At 61.6% G+C, this 12,720-nt stretch carries 6 protein-coding genes; 1 reads left to right on the top strand and 5 read right to left on the bottom strand.

Annotated features, from left to right (window positions below):
* Nucleotides 1-213 precede the first annotated feature (213 nt).
* Entirely contained in the window at nt 214-1,848 is a 1,635-nt protein-coding gene (locus tag QVP03_RS09640; RefSeq protein ID WP_022333262.1) for a DUF6377 domain-containing protein, read from the top strand.
* Between the two features lie 191 nt (nt 1,849-2,039).
* Here the strand turns inward: QVP03_RS09640 and QVP03_RS09635 are convergent, their stop codons facing one another.
* The 5 genes from QVP03_RS09635 to QVP03_RS09615 form a co-directional block, all read right to left on the bottom strand.
* A complete protein-coding gene (locus tag QVP03_RS09635) occupies nt 2,040-3,842 on the bottom strand; it encodes a membrane or secreted protein (RefSeq protein ID WP_022333261.1) in 1,803 nt (600 codons plus the stop codon).
* A gap of 92 nt (nt 3,843-3,934) precedes the next feature.
* Nucleotides 3,935-6,196, bottom strand: coding sequence for a hypothetical protein (locus QVP03_RS09630; protein ID WP_022333260.1), 2,262 nt, complete (start codon nt 6,194-6,196; stop codon nt 3,935-3,937).
* 16 nt (nt 6,197-6,212) lie between these two features.
* Complete coding sequence (locus tag QVP03_RS09625) at nt 6,213-6,935, bottom strand: hypothetical protein (RefSeq protein ID WP_018695658.1); 723 nt, start codon at nt 6,933-6,935, stop codon at nt 6,213-6,215.
* 222 nt (nt 6,936-7,157) lie between these two features.
* Complete coding sequence (locus tag QVP03_RS09620; RefSeq protein ID WP_022333259.1) at nt 7,158-11,210, bottom strand: hybrid sensor histidine kinase/response regulator transcription factor; 4,053 nt, start codon at nt 11,208-11,210, stop codon at nt 7,158-7,160.
* A 45-nt stretch (nt 11,211-11,255) separates the two neighbouring features.
* Nucleotides 11,256-12,720: beta-galactosidase trimerization domain-containing protein (locus QVP03_RS09615; RefSeq protein WP_288210744.1), on the bottom strand; the 1,465-nt coding region annotated here is incomplete at its 5' end.

Below are 12,720 nucleotides of genomic sequence, written 5' to 3'. Positions count from 1 at the left end.
GGTGAAGGTCAACGGCCGCACGGTGAAGCCCGTGTTCGACGGGCAACTGAGGTGCCCGGTGGTAGAGGTGCCGTCGACGGACATCCGCAAGGAGGTGAAGATCGAAATTTTCGGATAATCCGCCCGGAGCCGGTGCCCGGGAGGCGGTTCGCGTGTCCACCACGGACACGGGAACCGTTTTTTTTGTAAATTTGTATCCAAACCGTCGAGCCGATGAGAAAGCTGAACATTTCCCCCCCCCGCCTTGTTTTTATGGCCGGTGTAGCCCTGCTCTGTGCATGCCATAAAAGCGAAAACGAGCAGATATTCGATAAACTGGATCGGGTTATTGCGAAAAAGTATCTCTATGAGGAGCGTTTCGTCCGCCATGCCGATTCGTTGCGCCGGGAGCTCCGCGCTGCGGGCGACGACACGCTGCGGTGGCAGACGGCCAACCGCCTGTTCGATTCCTATATCACCTACAATATCGACACGGCCGCCCGTTACGCGGGGCTGATGCACAATTACGCCGACGCGACCGGCAGCCGGGAGATGAAATTCCTTTCGACGACCTGCGATGTTTCGGTGCTGATCGCCCGCAACAACATCGAAGAGGCCTACGAACGGATCCTTTCCCTCGATACGGTCGGCATCACCCGGCGGATGCGGGCCAGCTATTATACCCAGCAGATGGTGGTCTTCGGGCGGCTCGCCTCGGGCGACGGGTCGGAGGCGCGGCGGAAGGCCTATGCCGATTCGCTTTTCAGGCTCCGCCACACACGGATCGGTTTCGACGGCCACTCCCGTGTCACGCGGCAGCGGATGTATGCCCTCGAACTGATGGATCTGAACCGTTATGACGAAGCCCTGGAGGTTTTGCTGCCGCTTTACGACCCCGCGAAATACAATAGCCGCACGCTGGCCCGCATTGCCTACAACATTGCCAACGCCTATTATCTGCTCGGCGATGTCGAACAACACAAGTACTGGCTCGCCACGGCGGCGATCTGCGACTTGCAAACCCCCGTCAGAGAGTACCTTTCCCTCTATAACCTGGCCCTGCTGATGTTCGAGCAGCAGGATATGGAGCGTGCGGCGCGCTATATCCAGTGTACGATGGCCGACATGCTTGCCTGCAATTACAACACCCGTATCCTCCACTCCAGCCAGGCCGAGATGATCATCAACCAGGCCGTCGTTTACAGCATCAATTCGCGCAGCCGTATCCTGACCGTCATGATCAACATTTTCATGGGGCTGTTCGTCATCATCGTGCTGCTGCTCATCCATACCCTGCGGCAACATGCCAGGCAGCGGCGCACCAACGCCCAGCTTTCCGCGGTCAATGCCCAGCTCAGCGAACGCAACGAACAGTTCCGGCAACTGAACGACTGCCTGCGCGACGCCAACAAGATCAAGGACAACTATGTGTTCCGCTACATGCTCCTGGCCACGCAGTACCTCGGCCGTGTCGGCGAATACCGGGGCGAGCTGCTCAAAACCGCGAAGTCCGAAGGCTCCGAGGCGCTGATGCGCAAGCTGCGCTCGCCGTCGGACGTAGACCGCGACTACCGCGATTTCTACCGGATCTTCGATGAGACCTTCCTGGGTATCTTTCCCGATTTCGTCGAACAGGTCAATGCGCTGCTCGAGGAGCCGGCGCGGTTCCCCGTGCGGGCCGACCGGACGCTCCCTACCGAGCTGCGTATCCTGGCCGTCATGCGCCTCGGCATTACCGACAGCGGCCGCATCGCCGGTTTCCTCAACTGCGCTTCGGCGACGGTCTATACCTACCGCACCAAGCTGCGCAATTCGGCCCTCGGTTCACGCAGCGATTTCGAGACCCGGATCAAGCTTATCGGCCTCTGACGGGTCGGTGGCGGGTTCCCGAAGGGCTTCTGAGGGCTTTTTCCCCAGCCTTTACCGAGCCTTTACCGAGCTTCTGACGGCCTTTTGCCGAGCCTCAGCCGGAATTCCGCCGGGTCTTTGCCGGGCTCCCGACGAAGTGTGCCGCAAGGTGGTGGCACACTCCTGCCGCAAGCCCGGCACGATCCCGGCGTTTACTCTTCCCCGCGCACGATCACATAGTCGCCGGGCGTGAGCGACATCCCGCCGAGCCCGTCGAGGACGCCTGCCTTCTGCCGCCTGCCGTCCGAGATGCGGTAGAGCGTATATTTACCCTCTTTCCACGCCTTGAGCCCGATGCTCATCGTGTTCGGCGTGTCGTAGTCAAGCGCGCTGACCTTCGTCTGCAGTCGGCTGTCCCACGGCTCCCGGAGCCATCGGTGGTTGGGTTCCAGCGTGACGAACAGTTCGCCGTCCCGCTCGTCGATGAAGTAGATGCCCGTCCCGGTGTAAGTCACCAGCGGCGAACTGCCTACGCCGACGATGCTCCTGACCCCGTCGCTGACATTGAGCGGGCACCATTGCGTCACGTCGCCCGAGTGGTAGAATTTTTCCGGCGAGGAGAAGATGCTCACGTCGCGGCTTTTCGAGATGGCGAAGTTGCTGCCCAGTTGTTCGTTGACCAAACGGTCATACATTTGTCCCAGCGGGGTGGATTTGTAGATTTCGCCCGCCACGATGAAGCTGGCGGCTTTTTTCGGCGTGCACGTGAGGCTCAGGAAATGCGAACCGCAGTGGTAGGGGGCGTATTCCTGCATGGTATACGTCCACATTGAGGCGCACTGCACGCCCAGCGCCCGGAAATACTGTGCCTGTATGGGGTAGAGATAGGCGCTTTGGTTGAAGAAGGTCTCGAACTCGTAGACGGTCTTCGCCTTGCCGGCGTATTCGGGGAGCGTCATCCACCCGTAGCCGTTCACGTCGTCGAAATACTGGTTGAACCAGCCCGAATAATCCTGCGACGTGAGGTCTTTGGGATTGCTCCAGTAGTCCTGTGGCACGAGATCCTGCCCCGGATAGTTGCAGCAGGCCACGGCTTCGGCCTTCGAGGCGAGGGCGCCTTTGAAAATATCCGGGTTGCCGTTGCGGTAACGGTGCCAGTTGTGGCTCCAGACGACGGGCTGCTGCGCCCCGGCCTCCCGGATGACGTCGTACATGCCGTCGATATAATCCCGGATGAGTTCCTCACGGAAAACCGCATACGAAGCGTCGTTGTCCTGCTGCCCGTTGCCGGCCGCCCAGGACTGGAAATCGGCGTAGGCGGCGGGGTTGGACTGTATGTCCGTATAGCTGAAGGCTTCGGGTTCGTTGATCAGCTCCCACAGGGCGATGTGTTTCTCGGCCGCATAGGTCGTTCCCGAATAGTTGTTTTTGCGCGTGAGCAGCTGGCGGACGTAGTTTTTCGATTTCCGGACGACCTCCTTGTTGTGTACCCACTCCTGGCGGGCGGCGGTCATGAATACCGAATTGGGCACGTAGCCGCTGCCCATGTGGTTGATAAGGGCCAGCGTAATGTAAATACCCCGTTCGGCAGCTTCGGCGACCATGTAGTCCAGCACGTCCAGGTAGGGCGTTTCGACCAGGTTGCCCTCCGCATCGGTGAAATCGGCGGGTGTCAGGTGGCAGCGGATGACCGAAACTTTGAGTTTGGCCACCTCTTCGAGGTTGTTTTCGGCCACGCGCCTGAGCGCCTCGGCCGTTTGGGGTATCCCGTGCCTCTTGAGGCGGTCGTTGTATTCCCAGCTCAGGCAGGGCTGGAAGTTGACGCCCCATAACGAGAGCTCCCCGCCGTCGGGCGCATATATTTTCCCGTTTTGTACCGATACGTAATCCCCCGTCGCGGGTGGCGTCGGCGGCGTGGGCGGGTTGGGGTCGGGGGTCTGGTCGGTTCCGGAGTTGGAGCAGCAGGCCAGTGTCATCAGCAGGCCTATTGCAACGATAAAGCGTGTCTTGATCATGGTTCGGGTTTTTGTTGGTTTCGTTCCGTTTTCAAATATAGGTTAAATCCCGTACACCCCGGCCTTCTCGCAGGCCGGGGTGCCGTGCCGCGTTATTTTTCCCAGGCGAGTTTGGGGTAGCCGCCGCCCGCGCTGCCCAGCGTCCGCCAATAAGCGGCCGGGGTTTCGGCCGTGGTTCGCCATGCCTCATGCGTCGAGGGCTGGGGCCATGCGGCGCCGAATTTCTCATTTCCGGTCTGGCTGCCTCCGCCGCCTGCCGGGATACCTTCCAGGTCGCCGTTCCAGTAGCAGTAGGAGATGTTGCCAGAATTGTGCTCGCCGACGATCGCCCCGATGGCGCTGTCACCCGTCACCTGTCCGATGTGGTAGCAGGCCGTGATGGTTCCCTTGTGGAACCCGCAGATGCCGCCTGCCCCGGCCCATCCCGAGGTCTGGCTCTCTATCAGCCCGTCGTTGTGGCAGGCGATGATCTCGGCGTCGGTGCTTTGGCCCGCGATGCCGCCCGAATTCCACTTGGCACCCACCTTGCCCGCATTGTAGCACGAGCTGATCGTCGCCCCGGCGTTGAGCTGGCCGCAGATACCTCCGGCCTGTGACCCTTCGACCGTGACGGTGCCCGTATTGTAGCAGCGCGTGATGAGCGTGGCATTGTAGGTGAGCCCCGCGATGCCGCCGTTGTTGTCGCCTGCGCCCCACGGCAGGACGAGGTCGCCCGTGTTGTAGCAGTCGGCGATCTGGCAGTCGTCGGCCTGCCCCGCGATGCCGCCCGTCTTGCTGGGTTTGCCGCCGATGCCGCCCGTGTTGCCGCAGCCCGTGATCGTCCCTTTGCCGCAGTAGCCGACGATGCCGCCCGTGCCGTCCGACGGTACGGTGGCGTCGATGGTCAGCGTGCCCGTGTTCAGGCACTCCGATATGGTGCCGTTGTTGTTGTACCCGCAGATGCCGCCCAGCGTGTTGCTGCCGCCGTCAGTCACCGATGCGCGGTTGGTGCATCGCTCGATCGTTCCCGTGTTCTCACCGCAGACCATGCCTGCATGCCACTGCCCCCTGAGTGCGCTGGCCGAGGCGATCACGACGTTGCGGATCGTCCCGCCGTTGGCTGCGAAGAGCCCGGCATTTCCGTTCCCGAGCGAAACCCTGAGGCGGGCGACGGTGAAGTTGCCGCCGTCATAGATGCCCTCCAGTTTCGAGATCGGCGTCCACTCGGCGTCGAGCAGGTCGATGTTGCCCTGCTGGAGGTATTTGCGCCCCCGGCTGGCGTTGTCGAGGTCGATCATCTTCAGTTCGGCGATCGTGTTGACGGGGATGAAGCCCTTGTCGTCCGCCTCGCGGAAGGCTACTTTCCCGTCGACGATCCGGAGGCTGATCTGGCTGCTCTCCTCCCGCCCGATCTCGTATTGCGTGCCGTCGCAGGCGATCCTGGCGACGATGCCGACCGGAACCCCGGCCTGCTGCATGGCCTCGCCCTTTGCATCGAGGGTGATCTGCGTGGGGCTGTCCGACCCGGCCAGGTAAACTTCGATGGTGCGGTTTTCCAGCCCTTCGATCCGGTAATGCGTCGGGGTCATGCCCTGGGCCGTACCCCCGGCTCCTTCGTCCCAACTGCCCACGCCGATGGTTCCCAGCGTCAGTTCGCTGCCGTTCAATACCAATGGTACCGTGTAGCGGTAATCGGCCAGGAACACCCCGTCGGTGGGGGATGCCGCCGCGCTGACCTCCGTCGTGCTGACGGTGTTGTTGACCGTGACCGAAACCCTGAACCCGGGTGTCGACGGCTCGATGATCGCCTGCCATTTGTTACCGTTCCCGACGTGGCAGGCTTTGAGGCCGTCGACCGTGAGTGCCGTGGCGGCGATCGTGCCCAGTTCGAATTCCACCATGGTCTTCAGGTGCCGCATCGGGACGTTGGCCATCTCCCGCAGCGGTACCTGGGCAGGGTTGTCCCACCCCAGCTGGTCGGCGTCGATAAGTCCCTGCGCCGTACCGTCCTGGATGGCCGTGCCCTCCTTCCTGAGGATGATCCCGACGGGCTGGCGCTTGTTGTCGGGGAATACGACCGCCTCTCCGGCGGGGATCCATTTGCCGCCGTCGTATTCATACGTGGCCTGCATGCGTTCGCTGCCGCTGCCGAGCGTCACCGTCATCGTGTGCCCCGCACGGGTCGATGCCGGGCCCATCGTCGGGTCGTCGTCTCCGGTTTGGGCGCGTGAAACCTCGGCCATTTGGGTGCGGATGGAGATGCTTTCCACCGTCGTAGGCTCCGTCCGGCCCTCCTTTGCGGTGTCGTCGTCGGAGCATCCTGTCGCTGCCGTGCCCAGTGCGAGCATGGCCAGATAGAGGATATGTCGTTTCATGATAGGCTCTTTTATATTAGAAATTGATCTCGATCGTGTGGTTTTCCCCCGCTTTGAGGGCCGGCATCGTCTTGACGACGAAGTTCCGGGGACGCTCCTGGCCGCCGATGGTGACGGTGCCGATGGCTTCGGGGGCTATTTCCGTATTACCCGGCAGCATAATCAACTGGGCATCACCGGTCTGAGGGTCACAGTAGGCATCGTACCCGGCGACCGAGAGCGCCGTGATCCTGCTGCCCGACATCGTGCCGGCGAGCGTGAATGTGAGCTTCGGCCGTTCGTGCCCCAGCGTCAGGGCGACGGCCTGCGCCGGGGCGACCTCCTTCAGCTCGGCCGAAAGCCAGTCTGCGGCGAGGAACGCTTCCTTCTCCCGCTGGTCTTTGGCGATGGCGCCGCCCTGTGCCTGGCGTACGGCCTCCTCCGGCCAGTATACCTTGACGGAGGCCAGGGCGCTTCCGTCCACCGGGAAGTAGAGCACGTCGTCCGGGGTGGCGCCCGCCAATGTCCCGTCCGCATAGATATAGGTCGTTGTCCGGGCCTTTACGCTTACCGAGGCCCCGGCCATTCCCCGAAGGCCGAAGTAGTCGTCCGCCGCGTAGTTCGCCGCCGCCCGGCTTCCCGGGCTGATGCCTGCGACGCTGAGCCGGACGGGCATCGCGGCGTCGAAGGGTTCCTGCTCCGAGCAGGAACTTCCGGCCAGGAGCGCTGCCGCGGCACAAATGAGTAAGGATTGTTTCATAGTTTATCAGGTTTAGGTTGTTTCTCCCGTGGTACGGTATAACAAAAATAGTCCGCCCGCCTGACTTAAATTATCCCGGAATTATCAAATACTATTACGTTTCCGCCATTTGCCTTCCCTGCCCGGCCGGAGGGGCCATGCGTCTTGATCCCGTGCGGGGGCTGGAAACGGAAAAGCGGCCGGATCCGTGTCCGGCCGCCTCTCCGTCCCTGCGGGTTCGGGCTATTTCCTGCGGTGTTTTTCGGCGTACTCCTTGGGTGAAAGCCCGAAATGCTCGCGGAAGCATTTGGTAAAATAGGAGTGTGAGTTGAACCCTACGCTGTACATGATCTCCGAGATGCGGGTGTCGCTTTGCGCGAGGTATTGCGCCGCCCGTTTGAGCCGCACGGTGCGGATGAATTCGTTGATCGACTCCCCGGTGAGCGCCTTGACCTTGCGGTAAACCTGCTGGTAGGAGTAGCGCGAAATCTCGCACAGCTCCTGTATGCCGAATTCCGAGTTGTCGATATTCTGTTCGATGGCCTTGACCAGCGTGTCGATGAACTTGTCGTTTTCCGATTCGATCTGGATTTCCGAAGGGTCGGTGAGCAGCTTCTGGCGGTATCGTTCGCGCAGTTTGATGCGCTGCTCGATGAGCGAGTTGACCCGCGTGCGCAGCGTCTTGATGCTGAATGGCTTGGCGATATACCCGTCTGCGCCTGCCGAATACCCCTCGGCGCGGTTCTCCTCGTCGCCCTTGGCCGTGAGCAGCAGGAACGGGATGTGGCAGGTGAGCAGCTCTGCTTTGCTGCGGCGGCACAGTTCGAAGCCGTCCATGCCGGGCATCATCACGTCGCTGACCACCAGGTCGGGGTAGATGTTTCGGATCTGCTCCCAGCCGTCGTTGCCGTCGTGTGCCGTGTATATTTCGTACTGTTCTTCGAGGTTTATGCGCAGGAAATTCCGCATGTCCTCGTTGTCCTCGACGATGAGCACCTTCGGGTTGCGCTCGGCGGATCCCGCTTCGGGCTGCCTTTCCGCAGTCCCGCTGGCGGGTGCCGCCCCCGCCGGGTCGACCGGGAGCGTGAACGTGAAGGCGCTGCCCCGGCCCGGGGCGCTCTCCAGGGTCAGCGTGCCGCCGTGCAGCTCGACGAAATCCTTAGCGAGCATCAGCCCGATGCCCGTGCCCCGGATCGACTCGAACGACGGGTTGCTGCCCTGGTAGAACCGCTCGAAAATATGTTCCCGGTCGGCCTCCGTGACGCCTATCCCGGTGTCCGACACCTCGACTGCGGCGAACCGTCCTTCGTCGCTGCGGCGCAGCGAAACCGTGATGCCGATATGTCCGTTGTCGGGCGTGAACTTGAAGGCGTTGGAAAGCAGGTTGTACAGCACCTTCTCGACTTTGTCGCTGTCGAACTGGAAGGTGAGCTCGGGTTCGGAGGCTTCGAAATCGTAGTCTATTCCTCGGCGTTGCGCCTGATAGGCGAACGATGCGTAAATCCTGTGCACGAACGAGACGAACTCGCCCGTGCTGGGGTTGAGTTTCATCTTCCCGTTGTCGAACTTGCGCAGATCCATGATCTGGTCGATCAGCCGCAGCAGCCGTTCGCCGTTCTGCCGCATGAGCGAGAGCTGCTCCAGCTGGCGCTTGTCCCGGATCTGTTCCCCGAGGCTCTCTATGGGGCCCAGGATGAGCGAAAGCGGGGTTTTGAATTCGTGCGATACGTTGGTGAAGAAACGCATCTTGACCTGGTTCAGTTCTTCGGTCTTCATGCGTTCGAGTTTTTCGAGCCGGAGTTCCGAGAGGAGTTTCATTTTGGTGAGCGTCAGGTTGTAGGCTACGACGATCACCACGGCGACCAGCACCCCGTAGATCAGGTATGCCCACCAGCTCAGCCACCAGGGCGGCAGGATGCGCACCTCGATCCGCGCCGTGCGGTCGCTCCATATCCCGTCGGAGTTGCAGCCCCTGACCGTGAAGAGGTACCGACCCGGCGAGAGGTTCGAATAGGCGGCGTAGTTCTGCCTGCCGCCCGTCATCTGCCACTCCTTGTCGTACCCTTCCAGCCGGTAGGCATACTTGTTGTTCGACGATGCGAAGTTGAGCAGCGAAAAGTAGAAACGGAACGAATTTTCGTTGTGCCGCAGCCGCAGCCGGTCGCTGTGCAGGATCGAGCGCGGCAGTACGACGCGTTTGCCGATCCGGTGTCCGGGGCGCACCTCCTTGTTCCACAGGCTGAACGATGTGACGACCGTCGGCGCCTTGTCCTCGTTGAGCAGGATCGCGTCGGGGTGGTAGCGGATGTAGCCCCCGTCGCCGCCCATGTAGATATGGCCCTGCGGGTCGATGAAGAAACTGTTGTAAATCAGTTCGTCGATCCTCAGATCCCGGTTGAGGTCGCAGACGATCTTGTTTTTCCGCACCGGGTCGTACATGATGAGCTTGTTGGTTGTGGCGGCCCAGATGCGGCCGCGGTTGTCCGACGTGAGCGTGCGGATCGACTGCGAGAGGTCGAGGTCGTTGTCGAAACGCTCGAACAGCCCGCTCGCCGGGTCGAGTTTGCAGAGGCCCCGGTCGGTGCCCGTCCACACATTCCCCTTACGGTCAACGTGGATGGTGTAGATGCGGTTGCTTATCAGGCTGCGGGGGTCGTCCGTGCGCACCTTGTACTGTATGAAGCGGTCGTTGCGCTTTTCGTATTTGAACAACCCCTCCTGCGTGGCCGCGAACCAGATGTTGCCCTTGGCGTCCACGTCGAAATAGCCGATGTCGCAGTTGTCCGAGTTGATGATGCCGCTGATGAGCCGGGTCTTGTAGCTCAGGTGCGAGATACCGCCGTCGGGGCGGTAATGCGGGGTGATGAAGCAGAGTCCGCTGCTGATGTTGGTCACGATGTCGTGGTCGGCGTCCTCCTTGATGTCGTAGATGTATTTGAGCGAGAAGTTCTGGTTCGAGTGCTCGGCGCGTACGAAACGGTCGCGCGCGGCATCGTAGTAGTCGATCCCGTCGTTGGTTCCCAGCCACAGGGTGCCGTGGCTGTCGCGGATAAGCCGCTTGGCGATGCTGTGCGAAACCCCTTTGTCGGCCATGTAACGCGTGTATCCTGCGTCGCGTCGCGTGCTGTCGTACCGCAGGACGCCTTCGTTCGTGGTGAGCCACAGGCTGTGGTCGGGGGTTCCGAGCAGGTCGTTGACGATGACTTTGCGTTCGGCCCCTTTTCTGTCGTTGGTCAGGCGGACGCAGTCGATCTTCTTGCGTTTGAGGTCGAGTTTCGCCAGTCCGCTGTCCGTTCCGATCCAGACGATGTTCTGCCGGTCGCGGAAAAGCGTGCGCAGCGAGTTGTTGGGCAGCGACGTCGGGTCGGACAGCGAACTGTAATAGGCGCTGGCCTGATGGCTGCGGGTGTCGTAGAGCGTGAGCCCGTCGGCCGTTGCGAGCAACAGGTGCGTGTCGTCGTAGCTGAGGATGCTCTTTATGTCGTTGTCCGTAAGTCCGCCGTCTTCCGCGCGGAGGGTGCCGAGCGGCTGCTCGGGATGCCGGATGTCGAGGACGACCAGGCCGCTGGAACTTCCGACGTACAGCAGGTCGGGGGTGTTCTCCGGGATATACAGCGCGTTGACCAGGTTGTTGTAGGTGTCGTTGGGCAGTTTCCGGCTCCGGGTTTCATAGCGGACGAAACTGTTGTCCGTGGGGTTGAAGCGGTAGAGTCCGTCGAAGGTGCCGAGCCACAACATCCCGTGCCGGTCGGCGCAGATGCTGCGGATTTCGTTGGCCATCCGGTCGAATGCGTCGGGTACCAGTACGAAATAGTTGATATAGCGTTTCCGCAGGTCGAGGCGGATCAGCCCTTCGAGCGTCCCGACCCACATCACCCCTTGCGGATCGTCGTGGATGCAGCGGATGCGCAGGTTGTTGAGCAGCCGCAGCGAGTCGTTGTCCGCATGGTATTTCACGAAACTTTCCGTCACGGGGTCGTAGAGGTCGAGCCCTTTCTCGGTGCCGATCCACAATTCGCCCGTGCGTGTGAGGTGTATGCAGTTGATGAACGAGGCGCTGACCGACGTCGAATCCCCGGGGTTGTAGCGGAACGTTTCGAAATTGTAGCCGTCGTAGCGGTTGAGTCCTTCGGCCGTCCCGAACCACATCAGCCCCGTACTGTCCTGTGCCACGGCGAAAACCATTTTGTCCGACAGCCCCGCGTCGATCGAGAGGTTGGTGAAATGGAGGTTCGTGACCTGTCCCCACAGGGGCAGCCAGCAAAACAGCAACAGTCCGGCAGCAAGGTGTTTCATCGGTCGTAATTTAAAATGCTACGACAAATATACCTGTTTTTTGCATCATTCCGCCTGTTTGTCCCACAGGAAAACCGCACACTCTTCGGCTCCGAGCCTGACGGAGGTGCCCCTGGGCGACGCTTCGCCGCATAACCGGCGCGCCGAGGCTGGCAGCGGCCGCGAAAGCCCTATTTCGACGGCGTGCGGGCGTTTGTTGACCAGTACGGCCAGCCGTTGCGACGGAGACTCCATCAGGCGCATCAGCACCCCGTCCGCCGGGCGTGAGAAGTGCAGCGGGGCACGATCGATCTGCCCGCGGCAGTAGGTGCCGTAGAAATCCGCGACCCCTTTGTTGTCGCCGTGCCAGCCGCCCAGCTCGATGAGCGAGGGAAGCCACACGGCCTCGCCCTTGCCGTAGCGGTGGCGGGTGCCGACCACGTCGTCGCCGTGCATGGCGATCGCCTGCGCCCTGTCGGGTCGGAGTATTCCTTTCCACAGATGTGCGGGCAGGGTCGTGGCAGGGGTGTCGCATGCGATCGTAAAATAGGGTGCGACGGCCTTGTACTCGCTGATCTGTGCGCCGAAGCACCTGCGCAGCGGAAAGTCGTCCATCAGGATGCAGTGCATGTTCTGGTCGTAGAATCCGGTGAGCCCCGTGGCGATCATCCGGCCGCCTTTACGGACGAAATCGTCGAGCCGTTCCCATGCCCCCGAAGGCAGTGCCACGAGGTTCGTCAATACGATCGTTTTCCCCTGCGGGTCGCTCCAGTCGTAAGCGTCCATTTCGCAGACTTCGGGAACCACGCCCCAGGCGGCGATGGCTTCATAGGCTCCCGCGAGCGATTTCATGGTTGCGCTGGCCTTCGATTTCATTGTGGCGCTGGCCTGGCGCCCTTCGTACCGGCCGTCGTCCGACACCGCCGCATTCTTTTGCTGCGTGCGGAGCGATTCGGTGTTGTAAAGGAGCGTGATGCCGCTCCGTACGGGCCGGGCCTCGCGGAAAAAGCTTTTGTGGGCTTTCGCCGTGCGGGCGACTTCCGAGGCCGCTGTCAGGCGGTCGCTCGGCCGCCCCTGGAAATCGAGCATACCCCATTCGCCGGCTTCGAGTGCCGACGCCCGCTGGTTCAGCGTCCAGAAGATCACCCCTTCGGCGCCTGCGGCGATACCCGTCCAGAGCCATTGCGTGATCTCCCGCGCCGTGGGGCAGAGTACCTCCCTTCCGCTGGCCGTGACATTGCCGCCCTGCATTTCGGTGATCCAGAACGGGTTTTTCCCGGCTCCGGAGCGGATGATGTCGGCCATGAGCGAGATTCCCAGCGGGTATTGCGCCCGGGTGAAATAACCGAAGTGCCAGCTCAGGTGCATCGACACGCCCAGCGAGGTCAGAAACCCTTCGTAGGCGGGGAAATCGTAGTCGGTGAGGTTGTCCAGAAGCTGGTGGGGATTGATGTGTTTGTGGTGCGCAGGGTCGTGCAGATCGACCTGCGATGCGATCCATCCCAGGTACCACGTCGTGAAGTGGGTGTGG

It is taken from the genome of Alistipes sp. CAG:29, assembly GCF_000435435.1.
Taxonomy (GTDB): domain Bacteria; phylum Bacteroidota; class Bacteroidia; order Bacteroidales; family Rikenellaceae; genus Alistipes; species Alistipes onderdonkii.
Note: the sequence above shows the minus strand (reverse complement) of the source record. Positions and strands in the feature narration are given on the sequence as shown.

Coding starts and splice junctions, on each gene's coding strand:
- QVP03_RS09620 (WP_022333259.1), bottom strand. CDS start 11,210: ATGAAACACCTTGCTGCCGGACTGTTGCTGTTTTGCTGGCTGCCCCTG.
- QVP03_RS09640 (WP_022333262.1), top strand. CDS start 214: ATGAGAAAGCTGAACATTTCCCCCCCCCGCCTTGTTTTTATGGCCGGT.
- QVP03_RS09625 (WP_018695658.1), bottom strand. CDS start 6,935: ATGAAACAATCCTTACTCATTTGTGCCGCGGCAGCGCTCCTGGCCGGA.
- QVP03_RS09630 (WP_022333260.1), bottom strand. CDS start 6,196: ATGAAACGACATATCCTCTATCTGGCCATGCTCGCACTGGGCACGGCA.
- QVP03_RS09635 (WP_022333261.1), bottom strand. CDS start 3,842: ATGATCAAGACACGCTTTATCGTTGCAATAGGCCTGCTGATGACACTG.